Source organism: Microbacterium sp. AC145 (genome assembly GCF_979258505.1).
Genome location: NZ_OZ409859.1, coordinates 2,468,182 through 2,494,338, shown reverse-complemented (window position 1 = coordinate 2,494,338; position 26,157 = coordinate 2,468,182). Strand labels below are relative to the sequence as shown.

At 68.3% G+C, this 26,157-nt stretch carries 22 protein-coding genes; 15 read left to right on the top strand and 7 right to left on the bottom strand.

All coding sequences use genetic code 11. The features are described from left to right. The first annotated feature begins 33 nt into the window (after positions 1–33). Positions 34–1,008 (top strand): NAD-dependent epimerase/dehydratase family protein, encoded by a 975-nt coding sequence (locus tag ACZZZN_RS12105; protein ID WP_463505392.1) that lies wholly within the window; start codon positions 34–36, stop codon positions 1,006–1,008. A 288-nt stretch (positions 1,009–1,296) separates the two neighbouring features. Next, on the top strand, positions 1,297–2,631 hold the full coding sequence (locus tag ACZZZN_RS12100) for an LCP family protein (protein WP_463505391.1): 1,335 nt from the start codon (positions 1,297–1,299) through the stop codon (positions 2,629–2,631). A gap of 23 nt (positions 2,632–2,654) precedes the next feature. Here the strand turns inward: ACZZZN_RS12100 and ACZZZN_RS12095 are convergent, their stop codons facing one another. The 4 genes from ACZZZN_RS12095 to ACZZZN_RS12080 form a co-directional block, all read right to left on the bottom strand. Next, a complete protein-coding gene (locus ACZZZN_RS12095) occupies positions 2,655–3,533 on the bottom strand; it encodes a LysR family transcriptional regulator (RefSeq protein ID WP_463505390.1) in 879 nt (292 codons plus the stop codon). Between the two features lie 116 nt (positions 3,534–3,649). Beyond that, complete coding sequence (locus ACZZZN_RS12090; RefSeq protein ID WP_463505389.1) at positions 3,650–4,045, bottom strand: VOC family protein; 396 nt, start codon at positions 4,043–4,045, stop codon at positions 3,650–3,652. Between the two features lie 38 nt (positions 4,046–4,083). Further along, complete coding sequence (locus tag ACZZZN_RS12085) at positions 4,084–5,019, bottom strand: NAD(P)-dependent oxidoreductase (protein WP_463505388.1); 936 nt, start codon at positions 5,017–5,019, stop codon at positions 4,084–4,086. Positions 5,020–5,042: 23 nt separating this feature from the next. Next, positions 5,043–6,026 (bottom strand): LacI family DNA-binding transcriptional regulator, encoded by a 984-nt coding sequence (locus ACZZZN_RS12080; protein ID WP_463505387.1) that lies wholly within the window; start codon positions 6,024–6,026, stop codon positions 5,043–5,045. A gap of 100 nt (positions 6,027–6,126) precedes the next feature. Here ACZZZN_RS12080 and ACZZZN_RS12075 point away from each other — a divergent pair, with 100 nt between their 5' ends. From ACZZZN_RS12075 to ACZZZN_RS12065, 3 genes are read left to right on the top strand one after another with little or no spacing between them, the layout of a single operon-like run. After that, positions 6,127–7,257, top strand: coding sequence for a Gfo/Idh/MocA family protein (locus tag ACZZZN_RS12075; protein ID WP_463505386.1), 1,131 nt, complete (start codon positions 6,127–6,129; stop codon positions 7,255–7,257). Next, positions 7,254–7,997 (top strand): cupin domain-containing protein, encoded by a 744-nt coding sequence (locus tag ACZZZN_RS12070; RefSeq protein WP_463505385.1) that lies wholly within the window; start codon positions 7,254–7,256, stop codon positions 7,995–7,997. The genes ACZZZN_RS12075 and ACZZZN_RS12070 overlap by 4 nt, the downstream gene beginning before the upstream one ends. Further along, positions 7,994–9,055: a Gfo/Idh/MocA family protein gene (locus ACZZZN_RS12065; RefSeq protein ID WP_463505384.1), complete on the top strand. Its 1,062-nt coding sequence runs from the start codon at positions 7,994–7,996 to the stop codon at positions 9,053–9,055. The genes ACZZZN_RS12070 and ACZZZN_RS12065 overlap by 4 nt, the downstream gene beginning before the upstream one ends. Positions 9,056–9,081: 26 nt before the next feature. Here the strand turns inward: ACZZZN_RS12065 and xylB are convergent, their stop codons facing one another. Both xylB and xylA read right to left on the bottom strand, forming a co-directional pair. Further along, positions 9,082–10,368, bottom strand: coding sequence for a xylulokinase (xylB, locus tag ACZZZN_RS12060; protein WP_463505383.1), 1,287 nt, complete (start codon positions 10,366–10,368; stop codon positions 9,082–9,084). Between the two features lie 5 nt (positions 10,369–10,373). Continuing rightward, positions 10,374–11,561 carry a xylose isomerase gene (gene xylA, locus ACZZZN_RS12055; protein ID WP_463505382.1) on the bottom strand — a complete coding sequence of 396 codons (1,188 nt, stop codon included), beginning with the start codon at positions 11,559–11,561 and terminating at the stop codon, positions 10,374–10,376. Positions 11,562–11,647: 86 nt separating this feature from the next. Here xylA and ACZZZN_RS12050 point away from each other — a divergent pair, with 86 nt between their 5' ends. From ACZZZN_RS12050 to ACZZZN_RS12010, 9 genes are all read left to right on the top strand, one after another. Then, a complete protein-coding gene (locus ACZZZN_RS12050; protein WP_463505381.1) occupies positions 11,648–12,835 on the top strand; it encodes an ROK family transcriptional regulator in 1,188 nt (395 codons plus the stop codon). Between the two features lie 71 nt (positions 12,836–12,906). Further along, on the top strand, positions 12,907–13,770 hold the full coding sequence (locus ACZZZN_RS12045) for an AraC family transcriptional regulator (protein ID WP_463505380.1): 864 nt from the start codon (positions 12,907–12,909) through the stop codon (positions 13,768–13,770). A 117-nt stretch (positions 13,771–13,887) separates the two neighbouring features. After that, positions 13,888–14,520, top strand: coding sequence for a GyrI-like domain-containing protein (locus ACZZZN_RS12040; protein WP_463505379.1), 633 nt, complete (start codon positions 13,888–13,890; stop codon positions 14,518–14,520). A gap of 56 nt (positions 14,521–14,576) precedes the next feature. After that, positions 14,577–15,377 (top strand): DUF1206 domain-containing protein, encoded by an 801-nt coding sequence (locus ACZZZN_RS12035; protein ID WP_463505378.1) that lies wholly within the window; start codon positions 14,577–14,579, stop codon positions 15,375–15,377. 316 nt (positions 15,378–15,693) lie between these two features. Next, positions 15,694–18,165 (top strand): DUF7507 domain-containing protein, encoded by a 2,472-nt coding sequence (locus tag ACZZZN_RS12030; RefSeq protein ID WP_463505377.1) that lies wholly within the window; start codon positions 15,694–15,696, stop codon positions 18,163–18,165. Positions 18,166–18,225: 60 nt separating this feature from the next. Next, positions 18,226–19,707, top strand: a complete 1,482-nt coding sequence (locus ACZZZN_RS12025) for a SpaH/EbpB family LPXTG-anchored major pilin (RefSeq protein ID WP_463505376.1) — start codon at positions 18,226–18,228, stop codon at positions 19,705–19,707. Positions 19,708–19,846: 139 nt separating this feature from the next. After that, complete coding sequence (locus tag ACZZZN_RS12020; protein ID WP_463505375.1) at positions 19,847–20,788, top strand: class C sortase; 942 nt, start codon at positions 19,847–19,849, stop codon at positions 20,786–20,788. Further along, on the top strand, positions 20,785–21,399 hold the full coding sequence (locus ACZZZN_RS12015) for a hypothetical protein (RefSeq protein WP_463505374.1): 615 nt from the start codon (positions 20,785–20,787) through the stop codon (positions 21,397–21,399). The genes ACZZZN_RS12020 and ACZZZN_RS12015 overlap by 4 nt, the downstream gene beginning before the upstream one ends. Before the next feature lie 249 nt (positions 21,400–21,648). Continuing rightward, positions 21,649–22,257, top strand: a complete 609-nt coding sequence (locus tag ACZZZN_RS12010; protein WP_463505373.1) for an RNA polymerase sigma factor — start codon at positions 21,649–21,651, stop codon at positions 22,255–22,257. 16 nt (positions 22,258–22,273) lie between these two features. On the opposite strand, the gene ACZZZN_RS12005 is transcribed toward ACZZZN_RS12010, so the two are convergent. Then, positions 22,274–23,869 (bottom strand): PucR family transcriptional regulator, encoded by a 1,596-nt coding sequence (locus ACZZZN_RS12005; protein WP_463505372.1) that lies wholly within the window; start codon positions 23,867–23,869, stop codon positions 22,274–22,276. A gap of 304 nt (positions 23,870–24,173) precedes the next feature. Between ACZZZN_RS12005 and ACZZZN_RS12000 the strand changes: the two genes are divergently transcribed. Then, positions 24,174–26,147 (top strand): sigma-70 family RNA polymerase sigma factor, encoded by a 1,974-nt coding sequence (locus ACZZZN_RS12000; protein WP_463505371.1) that lies wholly within the window; start codon positions 24,174–24,176, stop codon positions 26,145–26,147. The last annotated feature ends 10 nt before the right edge of the window (positions 26,148–26,157 follow it).

Below are 26,157 nucleotides of genomic sequence, written 5' to 3'. Positions count from 1 at the left end.
CGCTGGCACCGGCCCGTCGATAGAGTCGAAGGCATGACTGCGACGACGGTGTTGTTCATCGGTGGAACCGGAATCATCTCCTCGGCGGCGAGTGCGCTCGCAGCCTCACGGGGCATGGAGGTGACGCTGCTGAACCGTGGGCAGTCACGTCGTGGGCCCGCCGACGGTGTCGAGGTGCTGACGGCGGACATCTCGGATGCCGAGGCGGTCGACGCGGCTCTCGCCGGCCGCGAGTTCGACGTGGTCGCAGACATGATCGCGTTCACTCCTGACCAGGTGCAGCGCGACATCGACCGCTTCGAGGGTCGCACGGGGCAGTACGTCTTCATCAGCTCGGCATCCGCCTATCAGAAGCCGGTGTCGCGTCTGCCGATCACCGAGTCCACGCCGCTGCGCAATCCGTACTGGCAATACTCGCGCGACAAGATCGCCTGCGAAGATCTGCTCACGGCTGCGTACCGCGACCGCGGTTTCCCGGTCACGGTGTTGCGCCCATCGCACACCTACGACAGGTGGACGATTCCCGCGTTCGGCGGGTGGACGGCGATCGATCGCATCCGCCGCGGTGAGGAGATCATCGTGCACGGCGATGGCACGTCGCTGTGGACCCTCACCCACTCGAGCGATTTCGCGGTCGGTTTCGCCGGGCTGCTCGGCAACCCGCTCGCCTACGGGGACACCTTCCAGATCACCAGCGACTTCGTCTACACGTGGAACGAGATCTACTCGATCCTCGGACGCGCGGCCGGCGCCGAACCGAAGATCCGCTACGCGACGAGCGCGGCGATCGAGGAAGCGGCCCCCGAGCGTGCCGGGCAGCTCAGAGGAGATATGGCGCACTCCGTGGTCTTCGACAACACGAAGATCCGCAGCATCGTGCCCGACTTCGCCCCGGTCGTGCCGTTGCACACCGCGGCGCGAGAGATCATCGACTGGCACGACTCGCACTCTGAGTTGCAGCGCGTCGATCCCGCGATGAACGCCCTGTTCGACCGCCTTCTCGCCTGACGGCGGACCGCCGGCGCCGGCACGCGGATTACCGCGGGCCCCGTTCTCCTGCGTGAGCCCCGCCTCTTCGCCACGGGTCTCATGCACTCGCGCGGGTCTCGAGGTGGGAGCTGCATACTCTCAGCGCATGGGTCGCGCCGTCGAGGCTATTGGCGCTCGCCGCAGTGCGTGTGATGCGCTGAAGGGGTGGTGAGCCCGAACGACGAGACAGAGACCGAGACCGATCCCCGAGCTGCGGAGGCGGATCGGGGGATGCGTCGTCGACGCATTCGGAGAAGGCGGGTCGGCGTGATCGCCGGACTGCTCGCGGTCGTCGTGATCGCGGTCGCGGCGGTGGCGGTCGTTCGATTGGATTCGAATGTCGCGACCGCTCCGATCCGGCCGAGCTCTGCGCCGGTCGACGACGATGCGCCCGACACCGAGGACGAGGGCGATCTGAACGTGCTCTTCCTGGGTTCTGACAGTCGCGACCTGTCGAGCGAGACGTTCGGTGTCGGCGACGGCACGCAGCGCAGCGACGCCATGGTCCTGGCGCACTTCGCCGCGGATCGATCTCGGATCGACGCGATCCAGCTGCCTCGAGACACTCTCGTCGATCTTCCGGTGTGCGACGACCTCGGCGACGGCGCCCGCTCGGCCGGTCGCGGGATGCTGAACTCGGCGCTCAACAACGGGCCCGCATGCTCGGTCGCAGCCGTCGAGACTCTGACGGGCGTGCGAGTGGACCACTTCATGGAGCTCGACTTCGAGGGGTTCGAGCGGATGGTCGATGCTCTCGGCGGTGTCGACGTCTGTCTGCCCGAGCCATTGGCGGACGGTCACGCGCAGCTCGACCTCCCCGCAGGCGAGCAACTCGTGAACGGGGCGCAGGCTCTCGCCCTCGCCCGAACCCGTCACGCGCTGGCGGACGGGAGCGACATCTCGCGGCTCGGCCACCAGCAGATGGTGATGTCCGCCATCGTGCAGGAGGTGACTCGCACCGATGTGCTCACGAATCCGATCAAGCTCTATTCGTTCCTCGATGCGGCGACGTCGTCGATGACGGTCGACCCGGAGCTCGCGGGCATCCCCGCATTGGTCTCCCTCGCGACGCGCGCAGCTCAGGTTCCCCTCGCGAACATCACCTTTCTGACGATGCCGTGGGAACCGGCGCCGGGCGACGCCAACCGCGTCGTGGCGAGCTCGGACGCGGGAATCGTCTTCCGCGCTGTTCTCGACGACGTTCCCATCGTCCTCGCGGGCGGTGACGCCTCGGTCGCACCTGAACGCTCCGCTTCCGTCGCCGTCCTGAACGGGAGCGGTGTGGATGGACTCGCCGGGCGGGTCGGCGACGAGGCGGCCGGCCTCGGATACAGCGTCGCGCTACGAGGTAATGCCGACGGACCGCTCGACGTCAGTCGACTGATCGCCGGGGCGAGCCCCGAGGCGCAGGAGACCGCGGCGAATCTCGCCCAGGAGCTGGGCGTACCGCTGACCGTCGAGGCGGGGGAGAACGACGGCATCCAGTTGCTTCTCGGAGCCGACTTCGAAGGGCTGCCGAGAGAGAGCGCGGAGGCGCCGTTGCCCTCACAGCCGGTGGAAGCGGCCTCTCGCGGTGCGGACGTCGATCTGTGCGCCGCATGACTTGCGGCGCGATACCCGATGGGTCAGCGGGCCAGCTCGAGGAACTCCGCGAGCGCAGGGTTCTGAATGGGGGCGGGAACGTGCACGAGCCCTACCGCACGCTCCGTCGTGGTCGGAAGCTCGACGATGACCCCGCCGATGCGCTCGGCTGACGACGCGAGCACCTCGGGCACGATCGTCATCGCCCCGGATGCCACCGCGAGCGGCACGAGCGAGTCGCGTTGGGTCGTGGTGATCACGCGGGAGGGTGATGTGCGCAGCTCGCGATAGACCGAATCGGTCAGTGCGCGGATCGACGTGCCCCGGGGCAGCGTGACCAGCGTGCGATCTACGAGATGCTCACGACGCAAGGTGTCCGTCGAGTCCGTGCCGTGAGGGAGTACCGCGACCATCACCTGCGAAGGCAGAGGGAGGGCCTGGAGGTCGCTCGGGATCCGCTCGATCGTCGTGATCGCGACATCTGCGCGTCCGGTGCGCAGCGCGTCGACGATGTCGACGGGCTCCTCGAGACCGAACACGTCGATGCGCACCCCGGGGTGCTGCCGATGGAATCGGCCGATCAGGGCTGGCGAGGCGGCCGCCACGAGTGAGGGGAGGCTCGCGATGCGCAGGGTTCCCGTGGTGAGTGCCCGCGTCGAGGCTGACATCGCGCGGATCGTCGCGACCTCGCCGAGAGCTCGGCGCCCGGCAGCGAGGGTGTTGAGTCCCGCATCCGTGAGTTCCATCGCCCGACCCGACGCCGCGAACAGCTGGGTTCCCAGTGTCGATTCGAGCGCGTGGATGCGTCGGGAGAGCGACGGCTGCGAGATTCCGAGCACGTCGGCTGCGGCGGTGAACGAGCCGTGGTCGACGACCGCCACGATCGCTTCGAGCTGGGAGAGGGTGATACCGGTGCCCGTCACCATTTCAGCCTACGGGGCGAGGGGGCATGGGTCGCGAGACCGGCGCCCGCGCACGAGACCCACTGCGTGCGCGTGGGTCCCGAGCGCAACGATGGGTCTCGCGTGCACCGCGCGAGTCAGCCGGCGGCCAGCACGGCGAGCACGTTGCCGGCAGGGTCGCGGAACCAGGCGATGTCGGGGCCGCGATCCGGGCCACCGCGCAGGATGCCCTTGGCATCCGTCGCGAACTCCGAGTCGTCGTAGATCTTCGTCACGACGCCACGTCCGTTCAGGTCGTCGACGGCGCCCTCGACGTCGTCGACGGGGAAGTTCAGGATCGTGAAGCTGGCGGGCTCGTGATTCGGCTTGGCGTAGACGAGGATCGAGCCACCGTCAGGCAGGTGGATGTCGAGAAAGCCCATGGCGTTGGTGGTGACGTCCAACCCGAGGGTGTCGCCGTAGAACGAGCGGGCGGCGTCGACGTCGTCGACGCTGAAGCCGCTGAATGCATGTGTGGTCTGAAAGGCGGTCATGGGATCAGCATGCGCCGCTCGTCGCGCAGTGTCCAGACCTACGGGCGCACCTGGTTGATGAGATCGTCGCCGGCGATCAGCCGGGTGACGTTCTGGTCGACGAGCTTCGCGGCACCGACCGGCCGGTTGCCCGCGACGTGCGGCGTGATGAGCAGGTTCGGCGCGTCCCAGAGCGGATCGGATGCCGGAAGCGGCTCGGACTTCGTGACATCGACGGCAGCGGCGCGCAGTCGGCCCGACTCCAGCGCTGCGATCAAGGCGGTCTCATCGACCGTGGCACCACGGCCGACGTTCACGAAGGCCGCGCCCGGCTTGAGCGCACCGAAGACCTCAGCATCGAACAGACCGGTGGTCTCGGCGGTGGCGGGGAGGATCGAGACGAGCAGGTCGGTCTCGGCGAGGATCTCCGTGGCGTCGGCATCCGCGTGCACCGGGTATCCCGACCGGGTGCCTGCGCTGCGGGCGATGCCCTGCACCTCGGCGCCCAGCGCCGTGAGGAGGGGAGCGAGCGTGCCGGCGATCGAGCCGAAGCCCCAGATCGTCACCCGCGCGCCGGCGAGCGTGTACCGCCCCTGCGTGCCGGAAGCGCTCTGCACGTCATTGAAGTCCTCGTCCCAGCGGTGCTCCCGCTGCGCATCGTGGAGTCGATCGAGGCGCCGCACCGCGCCGAGGATCAGCGCGAGGGCGTGCTCGGCGACCGGACCGTCGTGCAGCGAGCGGCCGGAGCACACGCGCACTTCGTCGCCGAACCCGGCGTTCAGCACCACATCGGCACCGGAGGCGAGAGCCTGCACGAGCCGCAGCCGGGGGAGCACGCGCGCGGCCTCCTGCAGCCAGGCCGACGAGTTGTGCCAGACGACCAGAACCTCGGCGTCTCGGTGCTCTTCCGGGATTGCCGCGTCGATGTCGTACACGACCGCCTCGACGTCGGCGGTGACGGGCAGGTCGATGGTGTTCGGGATCAGGATCTTCATGGGGGCCTCCACTTCCACGGTAGTCATCGAGGGGACTCGGTCGATTCGCGCCACACGATGGTGAGCAGACCGGCGGGCTTCTCGGGAGGCTCTCCACCCCGCACCGCTGCGATGAGTCGGTGCATCGAATACGCGCCGAGGCGTTCGCGGTCCTGCGCCACGCTCGTCAGCGAGGGCACGAGGAAGGCGCTCTGGTGGTGATCGTCCCATCCGGTCACGGCGACATGGTCGGGCAGCTTCCACCCTCGTCGGGTGGCCGCCCGGATCGCGCCGGTGGCGATGACGTCGTTCGCAGCGATCACCGCGAGTGGCGGCGCATCGTCGGGCAGCGCGGCGATCGCATCCTCTCCGGCCTTCCCGCTCCAGTCGCCGTCGGTGACTCCGAGTGACTCGAGACCGAGTCGCTCGATCGCATCGAGATAGGCCGCGCGACGAGCTCGTGCCGAAGGGAAGTCCTCGGCGCCGGCGAGGTGGATGAAGCGTCGGTGTCCCTGTGCGGCGAGCCGCTCGATCATCTCGGCGATCGGACGTGAGTCGGTGAACTCGCCGGTCATGTGCATGGCGTCGTCGAACTCGCCGACCGAGAGCACGATGGGCCCACCGCCGGTCGTGTCGGTGAAGGGGAGCGGCGTGAACGCGAGAATTCCCTCGTACTGCCCGGACTCGACGACCTCGGCCAGTCTCTCGTCGCGCGCGGTCTGCTCCTCGGGCAGGCTCACGACCTCGACGACGTACCCCTCGTCGCGGGCCGCGGCGATCGACCCCGACAGCAGCGTGAGCGGATTCATCGTCGCGATCGGCACGACCACGGCGAGTCGTCCGGTGCGCTGCGTGCGCATCGATCTGGCGGCGAGGTTCGGTCGGTAGTTGAGTTCGGATGCTGCGCGCAGCACCTTCTCGCGCGTGGCCTCGGAGATACCGGCACGGCCGGTGAAGACGAACGACACGGTCGACTGCGACACCCCGGCGAGATGCGCGACGTCGTGGCTGGTCGGGCGTTTCTCCATGGCATCCGTCCTTTCAGGGCTTGACGTGACCGGTGACGGTCTCGATAGTATCTACTACGTCTTAGTAATACGTAGTAACACCTCATCGAGGAGGCAGTGGATGCTCAGGATCGGAATCATCGGCACCGGTGGGATCGCCGACGCGCACATCGAGGGATACCTCACGTTCCCGGATGACTGCGAGATCGCGGCGCTCGCCGACGTGATCCCCGGCAAGGCCGCGCAGAAGGCTCAGGCATTCGATCTCGCAGCTGTGGCGACGTTCGACGATCCGCTCGAGATGATCGCTTCGGGGCTGGTCGACCTCGTGAGCATCGCGACGCCGCCGTCGACGCATGCCTCTCTCGCGGTCGCGGCTCTCGACGCCGGCATCCACGTGCTGGTCGAGAAGCCCATGGCGCCTTCGCTTGAAGAATGCGATGCGATGCTCGCGGCGCAGGAGCGCTCGGGCGCGGTGCTGTCGGTCGTGGCCCAGAACCGCTTCCGCGACGACCTCGCGACTCTCAAAGAGGTCGTCGACTCCGGGCTGCTCGGCTCGATCTCGCACGTCCGCGTCGACTCGGCATGGTGGCGGGGGCTGCCCTACTACGACCTCTGGTGGCGCGGCACGTGGGAGAAGGAGGGTGGCGGATGCACGCTCAACCACGCCATCCACCACATAGACCTGTTGCTGTGGCTGCTGGGCAGCCCGAGTGAGATCACCGCGATGCTCGCCAACGCGCAGCACGACAACGCCGAGGTCGAGGACCTCTCGGTCGCGATCTTCCGCTACGACCGGGGCCTCGCCCAGCTGACCAGCTCCGTCGTGCACCACGGGCAGGAGCAGGCGATCGTGATCCAGGGGGCGAATGCCCGAGTGTCGCAGCCGTTCTCGGTCGCGGCCGAGCGTGCCCGTGCCGACGGATTCCCCGAAGAGGGGGGAGCGCCCGACGTGGTGGCGCGTATCGAGGCGCTCGTCGCCGAGCGCACCCCGCTCGCGCATCTCGGACACGCGGGGCAGATCGGCGACCTTCTCGGCGCGATCCGAGACGGTCGGCCGCCGATCGCGGGAGGTCAGGACGGTCGGAACGCCGTCGAGGTGGTGACCGCCATCTACAAAGCGGGGTTCGAGCGACAGTTCGTGTCTCTGCCGATCGCGGCATCCGACCCTTATTACCGCGCAGGACAGCTCGTCGCGAACGCGCCGCACTTCTACGAGAAGACCGCGTCGCTCGTGGAGGCGGCATCATGACCGCATCCTCGTTCCCCGGCGGCACGTCGTTGTCGCACCTCGACATCTACACGGATGCCGCGCCGGACGGCATCTGCGGCGGGAGCCCGCACATGCACCTCGTCTCGACCGAGGCGTACGTTGTGGTCTCGGGGCACGGCGCACTGCAGACGATCGACGCAGACGGGTTCCGAGAGACCGCCCTGTCGGCGGGATCGGTCGTCTGGTTCACCCCAGGCACGATCCACCGCGCGGTCAACCACGGCGATCTGCGGGTCGTCGTGCTGATGAGCAACGCCGGGCTGCCCGAGGCGGGCGATGCCGTGATGACGTTCCCGGCTGACATCGTGGCCGACGCCGATGCCTACGCTGCTGCGGCGTCGCTCGGAGGCGAAGCCGGACGAGCAGAGCGTGCGACCGCACGGCGCGACCTGGCCGTGACCGGATTCGAGTCCCTGCGGGATGCGGTCGTCGGCGGTGACCGCACGGCTCTCGACGCCTTCCATATCGCCGCGGGTGCCCTCGTGCACGAACGTGCACGGGACTGGGGCGACCTCGTGCGAGAGCGTCCGTTGGCACAGGCCGAGCAGTCGCTCGCGCTCACCGAGGCCGTCGCATCCGGTTCTGTGGCGCACCTCGCCGACGCCCGCGTGCACCAGGCCGTACCCTCGGTGGGGGACCGCGGATTCGGCATGTGCGGACGCCTGCGCACCTACGACGTGACCGATGGCGACGTGACCGACGAGGAGAACGACCGATGACCCGCACTTACACTTTCGGACCGCTGCCCGAGCCGGTCGTCGGCCCCGGGGAATTCGTGTTCGCGGCCGTGGGACTGGCGCACGGGCACATCCAGGGCATGGTCGAGCAGCTCATCGAAGCCGGCGCCACACTCTCGCTCGTCTACGACTCCGACCCCGAGAAGGTCGCGGACTTCGTCGAGCGGTTCCCGCAGGCGCGGGCGGCGTCGAGCGAGCAGGAAGTGCTCGACGATCCGGAGGTGCAGCTCGTCGCCAGCGCGTCGATCGCGAATCAGCGGGCGCCTCTCGGAGTGCGCGTGCTGGATGCGGGCAAGGACTTCTTCGCCGACAAACCGGCGATCACGACGATCGACGACCTCTCCGCTGCGCGAGACGCCGTCGAGCGCACCGGCCGCATGTTCGCCGTCTACTACGGCGAGCGGGTGCACTCCGAGGCGGCGATCCTGGCGGGGCAGCTGATCGAGCAGGGTGCGATCGGCACGGTGCTGCAGGTGGCCTCATTCGGCCCTCATCGCATCGGCACCGATCGCCCGGACTGGTTCTACGATCCCGAGCAGTACGGCGGCATCATCTGCGACATCGGCAGCCACAACTTCGAGCAGATGCTCTATTACACGGGCGCGAGGAACGGTGAGATCGTCAGTTCGACGGTCGCCAACTACGCGCATCCCGAGACCCCGGGACTGCAGGACTTCGGTGACGCGCACGTGGTTCTCGACAACGGCACCACCGGGTACGTGCGCGTGGACTGGTTCACCCCGGCGGGACTCGACGTCTTCGGCGACGGGCGCACTGTGCTGCTCGGCACCGACGGATACATCGAGCTGCGCAAGTACACCGACATCACGACCGACAACGGTGGAGGGCAGGTGCTGCTCGTGAATCAGGACGGTCAGTTCCGCTTCGACGCGACGGGCAAGACCGGGTACCCGTTCTTCGGTCAGCTCATCCGCGACTGCCTCGACCGCACCGAACACGCGATGACGCAGGAACATGCCTTCGCCGCGGCGGAGCTCAGCATCATCGCGCAGCGGGATGCCAGGGTGCTCGCCGGCTGACGGCATCCCGCCTGTGCTCGAAGAGCTCAGCCGACCAGCTGGGCCGCCTGCCGGGCGGCGCCGAGTGCGACGTACTCGCCGGGCTCGGGCACCTCGATCGGAAGGCCGAGGACGTCGGGTGCGATGCGGCGCACCGCTTCCGACTGCGCGCCGCCGCCGATGAGCAGGGCGCGCTCGAGCGGGATGCCGAGGTCGCGCATCGCGTCGAGGCCTGCGCCGAGTCCACGCAGCATCCCTTCGACCGCAGCACGCGCGAGGTTCGCTCGCGTCGTGGAGGCGAGCGTCATACCCGTGAGAGATGCCGTGGCATCCGGCAGGTTCGGTGTGCGCTCACCCTCGAAATACGGGACGAGCGTGAGACCGGATGCTCCGGATGCCGCGCTCAGAGCGAGGTCGCTGAACTCGTCGTGAGAGACCCCGAGCAGCACAGCCGTGACATCGACCACGCGCGCCGCATTCAACGTCGCGACGAGCGGCAGGAAGTTGCCCGAGGCGTCTGCGAAGCCCGCCACCGTGCCGCTCGCATCGCTGATCGGCGTCGCGCTGACGGCGAACACGGTGCCCGAGGTGCCGATCGACACCACGACGTCGCCGGGCACAGCGCCCAGACCCAGTGCGGCAGCGGCGTTGTCGCCCGCCCCCGCGCCGACAAGACGGCCTTCGGCGTCCGTGACGAACTCGTCGTGAGCGAGCACGCGGGGAAGGCACGCATCGTGCCCGAGGGCTGCGACCAGCAGTTCGCGGTCGTACTCTCCGGTCGAAGGACTCCAGTATCCGGTCCCCGAGGCATCCGAGCGATCGGTCACCAGCTCGTCGAGCACCGGGTTGTCGGGGCCGAAGCCGCGCAACCTCCAGGTCAGCCAATCGTGTGGCAGAGCGACCGCAGCCACGCGCGCCGCGTTCTCGGGCTCGTGGTCGCGCAGCCACCGCAGCTTCGTGATCGTGAACGACGCGACCGGCACGAGCCCGGTGCGCGTCGCGAGTGCGGAGGCGCCGAACTCGCCGATCAGGTCTTTCGCCGCTCCTGCGGAGCGGGTGTCGTTCCACAGCAGCGCATCGCGGATGACGTTGCCGGCCGCGTCGAGCGCGACCAGCCCGTGCTGCTGACCGCCGATCGACCACGCGGCGATGTCATCGAGAGACCCCGCCTCCGCGATCGCGGCGTCGAGCGCCTGCCACCAGGCCTCGGGGTCGACCGATGTTCCTCCCGGATGCGGCGCGCGACCGGTGCGCACGACGGCACCTGTCGACGAGTCGACGACCACGACCTTGCAGGACTGGGTCGACGAGTCGACCCCGAGAACCAGTGGCATGACGATCAGCGAGCGCCGAGCAGGTGCTCGGTCGCGAGCTGCTGCAGACGGACGAAGCCGAAGCCCTTGCCGCCGAAGTACGAATCCGCGTCGAAGTCCTCGTATGCCGAGCGGTCGGCGAGGAAGTCGTCGTAGGACTCACCAGGGTTGAGGGTCGGCGTCGACAGCTCGTCGACACGCGCAGCGGCGAGCGCCTCCTGCACCTCGGGGTCGGCGCGGAACGCGGCTGCGCGCTCCTTCAGCAGCAGGTATGTGCGCATGTTCGCTGCCGCCGAGTCCCAGACGCCGTTCTCGTCTTCGGTGCGGCTGGGCTTGTAGTCGAAGTGGCGGGGGCCGTCGTAGGCCGGCACTCCGCCAGGGCCGCCGTTCTCGAGCAGGTCGACGAGCGAGAAGGCGTTGTGCAGGTCGCCGTGACCGAAGACGAGGTCCTGGTCGTACTTGATGCCGCGCTGACCGTTGAGGTCGATGTGGAAGAGCTTGCCGTGGAACAGCGCCTGCGCGATGCCGGCGGTGAAGTTGAGTCCTGCCATCTGCTCGTGGCCGACCTCGGGGTTCACGCCGACGAGTTCGGGACGCTCGAGCGAGTCGATGAAGGCGATCGCGTGGCCGAGGGTCGGCAGCAGGATGTCGCCTCGCGGCTCGTTCGGCTTCGGCTCGATCGCGAAGCGGATGTCGTAGCCCTTGTCGGTGACGTAGTCGCCGAGCAGGTTGACGGCCTCGCGGTAGCGCTCGAGCGCCTGGCGGACGTCTTTCGCCGAGTCGTACTCGGCGCCCTCGCGGCCACCCCACATGACGAACGTCTTGGCGCCGAGTTCTGCACCGAGGTCGAGCTGGCGGAAGACCTTGCGCAGCGCATAGCGTCGCACGTCGCGGTCGTTGGAGGTGAAGCCGCCGTCCTTGAAGATCGGGGCGCTGAACAGGTTGGTGGTCACCATGGGCACGACGAGGCCGGTGTCGGCGAGAGCGCCCTTGAGGCGGTCGATCTGGGTCTGGCGCTCGGCGTCGGTCGAGCCGAAGGCGAACAGGTCGTCGTCGTGGAACGTGAGGCCGTAGGCGCCGAGTTCGGCGAGCTTCTCGACGGCGTGCACCACGTCGAGGTGGGGGCGGGTCGGACCGCCGAACGGGTCGGCTCCGTTGTAGCCGACGGTCCAGAGGCCGAAGGAGAACTTGTCGTCGCGGGTGGGGGTGGGCATGGCTGCTCCTGTGCAGGTCATCGGATAAGTTGTGATTCACAACATATCTCATGACGCGGAGTGCGTCCACCCCCTACAGTGAGGGGATGCCGTCACAGCCGAGTCCCGCGCTGGGCACCCGCCCGCACAACCTCGCCCGCGTCCTCCGGCTCGTGCACGAGAACGGCGCGCAATCCAGGGCTGCCCTCACCGAGCAGACGGGATTGAACCGCTCGACCATCGCCGACCTGGTCGCCGAGCTGGTGAGGCGAGGGCTCGTCGACGAGCGTGTGCCCGATCTCCCCGGTCGTGTCGGGCGCCCTTCGCCCGTCGTGACGGCATCCGCGCAGTTCGTCGCGATCGCTGTGAACCCCGAGGTCGACGCGGTGGAGATCGCCGCCGTCGGCCTTGACCGCGGCATCCTCGTGCGTGAGCGCCTGCCGAACGCGAGCCTGCCCACACCCGCGTCCGTCGCCGAGCTGATCGCGGCCACGATCGCGGAGTGGCGAGACGGACCCCTCGCCACAGCGAGAGTCGAGGCCATCGGCATCGCGGTCCCGGGTCTCGTCCGCGCGTCCGACGGGGTCGTGCGCAACGCTCCGCACCTCGGATGGATCGACGTTCCGCTCGCCCGGCTGGTGCAGGCGGCGACCGGAACCCGGACCGTGATCGACAACGACGCCACGCTCGGTGCGATCGCGGAACACCGCTACGGGTCAGGGCGGGGGATCGACGACATCGTCTACCTCAACGGTGGAGCCTCCGGAATCGGTGGCGGACTCATCATCCACGGCGCGCCCGTCGCCGGTGCCGGAGGATACGCCGGGGAGTTCGGGCAGAACCGTCCCCGAATATCGGCCGATGACGACCGCCGCACCGCCGACGGCGTGCTCGAGGCGGAGGTCAGCCGCACGCTGCTTCTCCGTGCCGTGGGCCTGGAGAGCGCTGATGACGAGACGCTCGAGAGCGAGCTGTCGACGACCGACTCGCCGGCTGTCGCCGACGAGATCACCCGGCAGGCCCACGTGCTCGCGAGCGCCCTGGCCAACGCCGTGAACGTGCTGAACCCCGCTCTCATCGTGCTCGGAGGCTTCCTCGCCACCGTCGCCGAGCTGCGTGCCGAGCAGATCGACGGCGATGTCCGCGCGCTGGCGATGGCGGAGAGCGCGGAGGGGCTGGAGATCCGTCCCGCCGCCCTCGGCGCAGACAGACTTCTCATCGGGGCGGCCGAGCTGGCCTTCGCCGAGGTGCTCGCAGATCCGGGCGCAGTGGAGCCCGTGGCAGCGCAGGCCTGACCGCATCCGATCCGGAAAGTCGGGTGGCGGCGAGTCCGCGAGTTGCACGATGGTGAGGAAAGGAGGACCTCATGATCGGAATGCTCAACGCGCTGGTCGACCTCGTGGAGGTCGCGCCGGCGGATGATCTCGACGTCGCCGCCTTCGCGCGCGATCACGGCACCACCGAATACCACCTGCGGCGGATGTTCTCGTCGCTCGCGGGCATGTCGCTGTCGGACTACGTCCGTCGTCGCCGCATGACTCTCGCCGGTGCGCAACTCGCCGCCGGCGCACCGAACGTGCTCGACGTCGCGGTGCGCCACGGCTACAGCTCGGCAGAGGCATTCGGGCGTGCGTTCCGTGCCGTTCACGGGATCGGCCCTGTCGACGCACGCCGAGACGGGGGCCCTCTCCGCACACAACCCACGCTCCGGTTCCGCCTGAGCGTCGAAGGGAGCACCCCGATGGACGTCACCATCACCACCGCCCCCGAGCTCGTGCTCGTCGGCCACGCAGCGCAGGTGCCGCTGATTCACGAAGGCGTCAATCCGCACATCCAGCAGCACATCGCGGCGATCCCACAGGAGGAGCACACAAGGCTCAAGCGGATGGGCGATGCCGAGCCGCGCGGCATCCTCGCCGTCACAGGAGACATCGAGCCGGATGCGCAGGAGGGAACGGAGCTGACGTATCTGCACGGTGTCTCCGTGCGCCCGGAGACGGCCGTGCCGGATGATCTCGACTCGATGCGGGTCGATGCGGGTGCATGGGCGGTGTTCGCCGCATCCGGTCCGTTCCCCGAGACGCTGCAGAGCCTGTGGTCTGCCACGGCGACCGAGTGGTTCCCGTCGAATCCGTGGCGGCTGCGCCCCGGCCCCTCGATCGTGCGCTATCTCGAGTTCACCGGCACGCACGCCTCGTGCGAGCTCTGGCTCGCCGTCGAACCCGCCTGACCGTCATCGGATGGGCGAGGGGATGCGCTGCACATCCCCTCGCCCACCCGATGTCCTCGGTCCGTGCGACACTGTGGCCACGGCCCGAGGTCGTGCCCGACAGCGAGAGGAACGGCGATGCCGATCGATCCGAAGAAGACTCTCGATGCGTATCGGGCGAAGAAGGGCGAGTTCCGCATCCTCGAGGTCCCGTCGATGCAGTATCTGATGATCGACGGCGCGGGCGATCCGAACACGGTACCGGCGTATTCGGATGCCGTCACGGCGCTCTTCCCCGTCGCCTACACGCTCAAGTTCGAGAGCAGGAAGAACCTCGGGATCGATACCGTCGTGATGCCGTTGGAAGGGCTGTGGCACGCGCCGGACATGGAGGCGTTCACGTCGCGGCGAGACAAGTCGGCATGGTTGTGGACGCTGATGATCCTGGTTCCCGACCATGTCACGCCCGACATGTTCGCCGACGCTGTCGACGCGGTCGAGCGGAAGGCGGCGAAGAAGAGGCAGGAGAATCCGTCGCTGCGCGCGGTCCGTCTCGAGACTCTCGACGAGGGCACCTGCGTGCAGACCCTGCACGTCGGCTCGTACGACGACGAGGCGCCGGTGCTCGACGAGATGCACCACCGGTTCATCCCCGACAACGGACTGCGCATGACCGGCCTGCATCATGAGGTCTACCTCAGCGACGTCCGTCGGGTGGCCCCCTCGAAGCTGCGCACGATCCTGAGGCAACCCGTCGAGCGGATCGCTTGACCCGACTCGCTCCCGACCCGCTCGGAGCGGGCCGGGACCGGAGATAGTCTGCTCTGATGGGCACCCCGAAAGACGTCGCGCGCACAGCGCAGCGCTCCGACGGCTTCCGGCGCACGGCCCGAGCGGGGTTCGTGGTCGTCGGGATCGTGCACATCATCATCGGCGTGATCGCGGTCTCCATCGCCACCGGCGGAGGTGGCGACGCCGACCAGGATGGCGTCATGGAGGTGATCCGGGCGACGCCCATCGGCGGTCTGCTGTTGGGAGCGGTCGCTGCGGCGCTGATCGCGCTGGCGGTCTGGGAGGTCGCCAGCGGACTGCTGTCTGCGAGCAGCGACGACGCTCGCCGTTGGGGCAAGCGCCTCAAGATGCTGGGCATCGCTGCCGCATATCTCGTGATCGCCGGGTTGGCGTTGGTGTTCGCCTTCGGAGGGCGCATCGAGTCCGAGAAGACGATGCAGACGCTCAGCGCCCTGGTGCTCGCCATTCCCGGTGGAACGGTGCTGCTCATCATCCTCGGGCTCAGCGTGGCAGGGGTCGGCGTCGGCTTCTTCGTGATCGGGATCACCCGTGGGTTCGAGAAGACGATGGATGTGCCCGAGGGGCCTTCGCACGTCTGGATCGTGGCGCTCGGCGTCGTCGGCTACATCGCCAAAGGCATCGCGATCGCGGTGACCGGCCTGCTCTTCGTCGTGGCGGCCTGGACGCAGAATCCCGACAGGGCGGCCGGCCTCGATGCGGCGCTGCGCAGCATCACCGACCTGCCGTTCGGTGAGCCGATGCTGTGGCTCGTGGGCGTGGGCCTCACGGTCTACGGTTTCTTCTCGATCGTCCGGGCGCGTTTCGCCCGCATGTGATTCTCGAGGTCAGGCGCTCGCCGGCTTCTCGCTTCAGATCGTCAGGAGTGCGCCGAGCGCGATCATGAGCGCGCCGCAATCACGAAGGCGGCGGAGCCCTCGGCGCTGAGCACGGTGCCAGCCGGGGGACCCCAACGCATCCGATCCGAAGAGTTTCCCGACCCGACCGTCATAAAACGCCCGCGCGGTGGTCTGGGTATGTGATGGGCCGCCTCTGCGGCTCACCACCGGGGAATTTTCAGAGAACTGGGCAGCGCGCGCCTCTCCTCGTCGCGTTGCCGCGGCGGGCGGAGGGCCTGCCGGGATAGGGATGCTCATGAGCCTGCGCTCACACACTCAGACGGCTGCACGGGCCGTCGCTACACCACGCCGCCGCGCGCTCAGCCGGCTGTGCGGCATTCTGGCGGTGGCCGGCGTGCTCATCGCCGGAGCCACTCTCGCACCGAACAGCGGAACGACGGCAGCGGCGACGGTTCCCGGCACCCCGGGCGTCACGCAGCCGGGCACGCCGGTGTACACCGAGAACTTCTCGAACCAGAACGCATCGCTCCTGCCGATCAGCATCCTGAACTACACAGGAGGCGCGGCGGCCGCGAACTCGACGTACACGGCGTCGACGCAGTACACACCCGCGGGCAATCAGTGCAACGGATGGGTCATGAGCGGTACGACGCCGGCCGCTCCCGTCACCGACCTCGGGTGCCTCAACAATCTCTCGTCAACCTGGCCCGTTCTCCAGGGAATGGCACGGGCTCTCGGCGTGGCGCAGGGGCAGACCACCACCCAGGCCGCGACCAACCAGGTGCTCACTTCGTACACGAACTCGACGACCGCCACGATCGCGGCCGGCACGCAGTTCCGCACGGTCAACACGATCCCCGCGATCGCCGGACACTACTACGCCGTGTCCGCATGGTTCGCTGCGGTCAACTGCCCCTCGGCCGCGCCGAGCGAGCGGTTCAGCCTGCTCGTCAACGGCAGTCCCATCGTCCTCAGCTCAGGGCTCAACCCGTGCAACCCCGCGTCGCCGACGCCGTGGCAGACGCAGGTGGCGAAGCTGCAGTCCGCCGCCTACATGGTGCCGGTCGGCGCGACCGCGAACCTCGGTCTCGAGCTGTACAACGCGACCGCCACCGGTGCGGGCAACGACGTCGCCTTCGACCTTCCGCAGATCGTCGACGTCACCCCGCAGCTCGACAAGGCCTTCAGCCCGACGCTGATCCTCAACGGTGCGACGTCGACGATGACGCTGACGGTCACGAACACGAGTGATCTGATGGCCAAGAACGACTGGTTCATCACCGACGCGCTTCCGTCGAACCTCAGGATCGCTGCCATGCCCAACGTCGGCGGCACCTGCGTCAATTCCGCCGGAGCAGCCTACGCGGTCACGGCGCCGGCAGGCGGCACGACGGTCGCTGTGACCGGTGGCGACCTCGCGCTGGGCCAGACCTCGTGCACGATCACGGTCGACGTCACGTCGACGGTGAACGGCACCTACATCAACGGTCCGGCCAACATCACGACGAACCTCAACCCGCCGGCCAACGCGACGCTCGAGGTCATCCAGCCCTCGATCGACCTGGTGAAGACCTCGGACATCGCGAACTACGACGCGGTCGGTGACATCGCGACCTACACGTTCGTGGCCACGAACACGACGCCGAAGGCGGCGACCAACACAGTGGTCAACACCAACCTCACGAATGTGACGATCACCGAGGACACCTTCTCGGGAGTCGGCGACATGAGCGCCCTCACGTGCGACAAGCCCGCACCGGTCACGCTCGCGAGCGGTGAGAAGCTGACCTGCACGGCCACCTACGTCGTTCAGCAGGGCGACATCGACGACATGCCGCTCACGAACGTCGCACGCGCCACCGGAACCCCGGCCACCGGGCCGAACGTCACCGACACCGACGACGAGATCATCCCCGCTGTCTGGACCCCGAAGATCGTGCTCGACAAGACGGCCTCGGTCGTCGATGTCGACGCAGACGGCGTGACCGGACTCGGCGACCACATCATGTACGCCTTCGACGTCACCAACGGCGGCAACGTCACGATCGCCGACATCACCGTGGTCGACGACCGCCTGACGCAGCAGGGCATCACCGTCACCTGCACGCCGACGTCGATCGCCCCGACCCAGGTGTCCTCCTGCGTCGCTGATGCCCCGTACGTCATCACCCAGGCTGATGTCGACGCGAAGATCGTGATCAACACGGCCTTCTCGACGGGCACTGATCCCTACGGCGGCCCCGTGACATCGAACGAGGACAAGACCGAGACGCCCATCGAGCCGTTCCGGATCCCGCTGCAGATCGAGAAGATCGGTGAAGCCGGGGCCGACGACTGGGTGCGCATGGACGGCTCGTCCTTCGCGGTGCTCGAAGACGTCGACGGCGTTCCGGGAGATGCTCTCCCGTTCACGATCGGCGACGTCGAGACCGGGCTGTTCCAGATCGACAGCATCCCGGCCGGCACCTACTGGCTCAGCGAGCTGACGGCGCCAGACGGCTTCACCCTGCTCGCCGAGCCCGTGCAGTTCACCATCAACTCCGACCGCACGGTCAGCGTGCTCGCCGCAGGCGGCGAGGCCGTGACGGCAGCGGGGCAGATCATCACGGTGCGCGATGTGCCCGCGATGCTCCTTCCGACGACCGGCGGCACGGGCGCACTGCCCTACATCATCGCCGGTTCCCTCACCGTCCTCGTCGCGGGTGGGTGGGCCTTGCTGGTCCGCCGTCGTCACGCCCGCGCCGATGCGCATGACTCGCAGATGTGATCTGCACACCGACCTCCACACCTAACCCGCCGGGGAAACCCGGCTACCGAGAGAGAAACAGTGAACACTTCCTTTGACAGGCGCGGTTCCCGCGTCGCGGCAGGTCTGCTCGTCGCAGGCGTCGCCGCGCTGACCCTCGCAGCGCCCGCGAGCGCAGCGACCCCCAACCTCGTCGATCCGGATGCCGTGGGCTCGCTCACGATCCACAAGTTCGAGGCTCCTGAGACGCCCACCGGACTCCCGAACGACGGCACCGAGCAGAACGTGGCACTCGACCCGCTCGCCGGCGTCGGCTTCACGGTCTACAAGGTCGACACCGTCGACCTCACCACCAACCAGGGGTGGATCGACGCGAGCGACCTTGCGGACGCCGCGCCCGGCAGCGTCGCCGACCTCACCGCTGAGGGATACACCGCGAGCGCGGTGGGTGGCGAGACGCTCACCGACGCCAACGGTGAGATCGCCCTGACGAACCTCGACCTCGGCCTGTACTTCGTCGTCGAGACCTCGCCGCTGGCAGGGTCCACAGGCGTCGCGCCCTTCCTCGTCACCGTGCCGCTCACCGACCCGGCCAATGACGACAACTGGCTCTACGACGTGCACGTGTACCCGAAGAACGCCCTCACCGAGGTCACGAAGACCGTCGAGGACTCTGAGGACGTGAAGCTCGGCGACGAGATCGAGTTCACGATCACGGGTGGCATCCCGAACGTCGCCGTCATCGACGGATACAAGATCGTCGACACGCTCGACGCCAAGCTCGACTATGTCGCGGCTGCGGTGACGCTCGTCGACGGCACCCCGCTCGCCGCGGCCGACTACACGGTCGTGTACGACGCCGGCACGCGCGCCGTCACGGTGGAGTTCACCGCCTCGGGTCTCGCGGTCCTCGCCGCGCACTCCGCCACCGAGGTCCAGGTCGTCCTGACCACCACGGTCAACACCGTCGGTGAGATCGCGAACACCGCGGTGCTCTACCCGAACGCCGGTTCGTACACGGTTCTGCCCGGCGAGCCCGGCGGACCCGTCGTGACCCCTGAGGTCATCACCAAGTGGGGCGACCTGACGGTCGAGAAGACCGACAAGGCCGGCGCACCGCTGACCGGCGCGGTGTTCTCCGTCTACCCGACGCAGCAGGACGCGATCGACGGAACCAACGCGATCGCCCTCGACGGTGCGACCGAGTTCGCCGTCGCCGCCGACGGCACCGTGACCCTCTCGGGTCTGCGCTACTCCGACTGGGCTGACAACGCCACCGTCGCTGCAGGCGACGACGGATACCAGACGTACTGGCTCGCCGAGATCGTCGCTCCTGACGGCTACGAGCTGCTCGCGGCTCCGATCGAGTTCACCATCACGGCTGCCACCACGGCCGTCGGCGTCGACCTCGAGGTCGTCAACGTCCCGTCCAACGCCGGCTTCAAGCTCCCGCTGACCGGTGGCGCCGGAACGACCCTGTTCCTCGCCGGTGGCGCGATGCTCCTCGGAGGAGCCGTCCTGCTCGCCGTCCGCAACCGCCGCAAGGTGAACGCAGAGGCGTAAGCGAAGACCGGCCGTGCGGGGGAGGTGTCGAGCTCCTTCCCCCGCACGGTCCATTCGTGCCGGCGCTCGGCCGGCACAGCAACATCGACTCATCCGCAGCCAGAATCAGGCACCGAGCCGCAGACACAGAGAGCCCACCATGACCCTCACCGACACACCCGCACCGGATGCTCCCGCCAGGGCGAGCACCCGTGCCCGGCGCGCCTCGTGGGGGTGGAGCCAGACGATCATCGTCTTCATCGCGACGATAGGGATCGGCGTTCTCATCTACCCGACCGCCGCGTCGTGGTTCTCGGCGTGGACTCACGACACCGACGTCGACGGCTACGTGTCATCGGTCGAGCAGATCCCCGGTGACGAGCTCACAGAGATGCTCGACATGGCGGAGGACTACAACCAGAACCTGCCCACCGGGCCGTTGCGCGATCCGTACGCTCTCGGCGCCGACGGCCAGCAGACCGCGATCGGCGACGGGACCGACGCCTACTTCGACACGCTCGCCACCGAGGGCACCGAGGCGATGTCGCGCGTGCGCATCCCGTCGATCCACACCGATCTTCCGATCTTCCACGGTACGAGCGAAGAGGTGCTCTCGCGCGGCATCGGCCACCTCTACGGATCCTCGCTGCCGGTGGGAGGCCCCGGCACGCACTCGGTGCTGACAGGCCACAACGGCTTCGTGCAGGCCACACTGTTCGACGACATCGATGAACTGGTCGAGGGCGACCTCATCATCGTCACGACTCTCGGCGAAAACCTCTACTACGAGGTCGACAGCACAGAGACCGTGCTTCCCGACGACACGGAAGCGCTGCGCCAGGTGCCGGGCAAGGACTACCTCACGCTGGTCACGTGCACGCCGACAGGGGTCAACACGCATCGACTTCTCGTCCGCGCCGAACGCATCGACGCACCGACCGACGATGCGACGGTGACCACTATCGAAGACACCACCGACCCCGCAGGGTTCCCGTGGTGGGCGCTCCTCGTCATCGGCGTCCCGGCACTCACGGCCGTCGTGGTCATGCCGCGCAGGGGGCGGCAGCGCACGCCGGTGCCCGACGAGACCAACGCGCCGTGAGCATCGAGGTGCTCTCCGTACGCGGTGATGACGCCGGGGCCGACGAGTCCGCTCGGTCGGCCGCGGTGACCGCGGAGGCCCCTGTCGACGCAAAGACCCGACGGCGCAGTCGCTCCGGTCTGCTGATCGCCAGTATCGCTCTCGTGACCCTCGGCTCGGGCTTCCTCGTCGCCTCGACCGTCGCGCCGGATGCCGTCGATCGGATCACCGGTGACATCAAGGTCTCCGTGCAGAAGCAGCTTCATCAGGTGTTCGCGCCCGATGACCTTCCGCAGCTCAGGCTCGGGGGAGAAGGCGGTCTCCCGCAGCTCGATGACTGCGACGGGACATTCACCGAGATGATCAGCTATCGGGTCGAGGGCGTGATTCCTCTGTTCGCCGCGCACAACAACTGCGGTGGCGACATCATCCTCGGTTGGGAGCTCGGTCAACGGGTGACGGTCGAAGGCTCCGACATCGTGTACGAGGTGGTCGAAGAACGACACACGCCGAAGTGGTCCGATGTCGAGGCGCTGGTCGGCATGTCGGGGGAGTTCATGGTGCAGACCTGCTTCTACGGCGAGAATCGCATGCGGTTCCTCGCTCTCGCGCAGGTCGACGCGCAGCCGTGAGCCGGGTGATCTCGGCGATCTCGGCGATCTGTTCAGCGATACAGGCGCCGAGCGTCACGATTCGACCCCGTGAGGGTCCTGTAAGCACGGCCACAGGTCTCAGCACCGGATCCCCGCCGGTGCCCGCTCCGCGGAGATGACCTCGTGAGGGTCGGAGGGGCGAGGCATCCCCACGCTTCGCCTCTCATCCGCATCCGCGCCTCTCGCACGATCGTGCTGCGGTGGCGACGCCTGACATTTCGGAGCACGATGACGAAAGACGCACCCCTGCTCGCCGACGCGCCTCTCGAGAGCGACGTCGAGCGGCCCACCGACGATCAGATCATCCGTGCGGTGCGGGAGGGAGACAACCGGCACTTCGCGCTCCTCTGGTTCCGCCATGCCGAGGCCGCCCGATGCGCGGCGCGCCTGATCGCACCGCTGGCCGACCCCGATGACCTCGTCAGCGAAGCCTTCGCCACGATCCTGCGGCTCACGCGCTCCGGGGGCGGCCCGAATGATGCGTTCCGCCCGTATCTCCTCGCGACCGTGCGCAACACTGCAGCCAGGTGGGCGCACTGGGACGAGGTGCTGCCGATCGACGACCTGTCCGAGCACGATTTCGGTCGGGGCGAGGCCGACCCCATCGAGCGGGCGTCGGAGCGGGCGGTGATCGTGGAGACACTCCTCACTCTGACGCCCCGCCATCGCGCGCTGCTCTGGTATCTGAACGTCGAAGGGATGAAGCCGCGTGAGCTCGCACCGCTGATGGGGATGACTCCGAACGCCGTATCCGTGCTCGCGTTCCGCGCGCGTGACAGCTTTCGCAAAGCATGGCTCGACACTCAGCCCGATGCAGACACCCTGTTCACCGGGTGAGCGAAGCAGCGGGGTCTCAGCCGGAGCGACCGGTCGACGACGCGAGCCGCAGCCAGAGCCACAGCCGCGTGTCAGGAGAGTCCAAGGCGATCCCCAGTTCATCGCGCACGACGTCGAGCCGGTAGCGCACCGTGTTCTGGTGCACGTGCAGAGCGTCGGCGGTGGCGCGGACGCTGCCGAACTCCTCGAGGTAGACGTGCACGGTGCGCGCGAGATCGGTGCCGTGTGCGACATCATGAGCGGCCAGGATGCTCGCTGCGTCACCGACCGCCACGTCGAGACCTTCGATGAGGTCGGTGACCTCGAGGACCGCGAGGCGATCACGCATCTCGTCGAAGGCGGCGATCCTCGACTCTCGGATGGCGGTGCCCGTGGGGGTCGACCCCATGAGCACGCCGACGGCGGTCGCCGCGTCCCGATACGACCGTGCTATTCCCGGCACGGTGGTGGCCCGACTTCCTATCCCCGCGATCAGCGCGTCGTCGGTGCGGGTCACCGACGACGCGAAGTCGCGCACCCGCGCGAGATCTGCGCGGGGGATCAAAGTCACGACCTGAGCCTCGATGATCGCACTGTGCGATCCGGGGTCCGCGGTGCCCGACAGGCTGATGGCCAGGTGCAGAAGCCGGTGCAGTCCGCGCATCGCGTCGACGCCGTCGAAGGTGTCGACGCGGAAGCAGACGATCGTGCACCCGGCATCGGGGCGGATGAGGAGTTGCGATGCAGCGCTGCGCGCGTGGCGTCGGTCATCGAGCACGGTGCGCAGCAGGCTGGATCTCCGCTGGTCGCGATCGGCTGTGTCCTCGCGCGACCGCAGCAGGTGCTGGGCAGCGAGGGGAGCCATCTCGGCGAGCAAGGACTCGGTCTGCGACGTGAGTGTCTGATCGACCTGCACGACCCAGATCGATCCGAGCAGTTCACCGGATGCCCGCACCGCGATGCCCACGCGCCCGAACTGACCGTCGGTCGGGGGGAAGTGACGTGGAGTGGAGGCGCGCAGGAGAGCCTGATACTGGCGATCTCGAGTGATCGGGACGTCTTCCTGCAGCATGAGGGTGGTTCGTCGACGGATCTCGTCGATGGGCTGATCAGGATGTGTGGAGTAGCCGACCACCTGTCCGGATGCGCTGATGATGCTGACGGCACCTTCCGAGAGCGTGGCGAGAGCGTTCGCCAATCCGAACAGATCGCCGAGGCGCACCCCCGCCACGTGCTCGACGGCGTGGGTGCCGAGCAGCGAGCGCAACAGGGTGGCGAGCTGTGCCCAGTCGCCGCCGCGGTGGGTCAGCACGGGCATCCCCGGCTCGGATGGCCGGCGCCGGGGCGGCGGAGATTCGGGGGAGGAGCGACGCAGGACCAGCGCTGCAGCGCCCCCCGAGGCGACCGTCGCCACGACCGCGTCGGTGTCGGCATCGGAGATGCCTGCACACAGCACGATGTGACCTCGATACTCGGACGCATCGACGGCGGGATCGAAGAAGTCGACTGCCGTGAAGCCCCTCTCCGAGGACCTCGAATCGGGACTACTCAAGGCGAGCGTGCCTTCGGCCACATCCAACGCATTGCGCAGTGTTGGAATACCAGAATCCTGCTCACGGACTACGTAAGTCATGGACCTTTCTCCACCTAGAGTCGACAACTGTCATAGGAATCTACATATCGGTTATACCGGTGCCTCACAAGACTGGAAGGACCAACTCGGGGGTCAGTGGTCGGAGCATACGGTCATTTCCGGCTCCCGACCAGATGTGCTCCAGGCCTCCCCACCTCGACACGGCACCCCTGTAGACCGCAGCCCCATCACCCCGCAATCGGGCACATGTTCACCACCCCGGTCCCTGTGCCGAATCCCCACACCCAGGAGAGTGCGCGATGCGCGACATCCACAGCGTCGACGGTCCCGAGAAGGTCCGTCCGTGAGCGCGGCGCTCATCCGGGCGCCCTGGCACCAGGACACCGAGCTCAGTGACAATGACCTGGTCGAGGCGACCCGAGCCGGCGATCGCAACGCCTACGGCGTGCTCTGGGATCGGCACTCGCCGGCCGCACTGCGCGCCGCACGCGCGATCACGAGCTCGATCGACCCGGAAGACCTGGTCAGCGAGGCCTTCGCCAAGACCCTCAGCGCGATCAAGAACGGCGGCGGCCCCACCGACGCCTTCCGTCCCTATCTGTTCGCCGCGGTGCGCAGCTCTGCCGCGACGTGGGGTGGTCGGCAGAAGGACATCGCCCTCGAATACATCGACGAGCTTCCGATCGACGACACCGACGATTCCCTCGACACGCTCTCAGACAAGTCGCTGTTGACGACCGCTTTCAAAGATCTGCCCGAACGCTGGCGCACGTTGCTCTGGTACCTCGAGGTCGAGGGCATGAAGCCCCGCGAGATCGCCCCGCTCATGGGGCTCAGCCCGAACGCCGTGTCGGTGCTCGCTGCACGCGCCCGCGAGGGGTTCAAGACGGCCTGGCTCCAGGCCCATATCGCCGCCCCCGAGCGCGACCCCGAGTGCCGCTGGACGTGCGAGCGGATCGTCGCCCAGGGGCGGCGTCGACGCATCGCTCGGGCAGACCGGGAGCGCTTCGAGGCGCACCTCGAGTCGTGTCGGCAGTGCACCATCGCGAGCGTCGAGATCACCGAGGCGTCGTCGAAGCTGCGGGCCGTGCTCCTGCCGCTGATTCTCGGCGGCCCGGCGGCTGCGCTCTACTCAGCGGGGTCGCCCGCCCCGGCATCCGCGTCGATCGGGTCATCGAGCGGGGCGGCGAATGCGGCAGCTCCGTGGCTCGTCGCCGCCGGTGTGGTCGTCGTGGTCGGGGCGGGAGCTGTCGCCTTCGCGGCCCAGCTCGCCCCTGCGCAGGACCCTGATTCCGCCGGTATCGCGCCGACATCGGCGCAGTCCGACCCTCCGCCACCGCTCGGCTCTCCGAGCGACGACGACGCGACCACGCCGGGACCGGCTCCCTCTCCGCTGCCGCAGATTCCGATGCCGGTGGCCGAGCCCACGCTCGAGGTCGACGACGCCGTCGAGCGGTCGGTGACGGGTCCCAGCGACGCGGCCGGGCCCTTCGACGCCATGCCCATCGCGACGCAGGCCCCCCGCGCGACAGCTCCGTCCGGTCCTGCTGCACCGGCGCTGCCGACGCTGCCGACGCTGCCGACGCTGCCGACGGTACCGCCGGGTGAGAGACCAGCCCCACCCCGCGCAGCACCGACCCCGCTTCCGACGGTCGAGCCGACCCCACCCCGCGTGGCGCCGACTCCGCTTCCGACGATCGAGCCGACCCCACCTCCGACGGTGGCGCCGACCCCGCCGCCGACGGACGAGCCGACCGACCTGCCTCCGACCATCTCCTGGACGATCCCGCAGCCGGCGACCGTGCCGCCGGACGTCACCGGCACCGGCACCCCCGGTGGTGAGATCTCGATCCTCGACGAGAGCGACCGCGTCCTCGGCACCACCCTGGTCGCCGAGGACGGGACGTTCGCCGTCGCGCTCGATCCCTCGTCGCTGCATCAGGGCATGACGATCACGGCTCGGCATCGGTCGCCGATCTCGGCGCGGGAGATTCGGAGCGCTCAGCTCGGCCCGATCGTCTTCGACCTTCCCTCGGTGCTCGGAGCAGGAGGGGCTCGTGAGGTGGACCGCACCGACCTCGATGCCGACGGCAGGGACGACGATGTGGAGATCACGGTCCACGGAATCGCCGGGGCATCGGTGCTGATGTCCGTCGACGGTGAACAGCGTCCCGCAGTGCGCCTCGAGACCGGGTCGCGTGCCGAGACGCTGCTCGACCTGCGACCGGGCCTGCACCGCATCACGCTGCGCTACGTCGACCCGGCATCCGGCGATCTCGGACCGGAGGCCGTCGAGCAGATCCTCGTGCGTCAATGACCGACGCGTC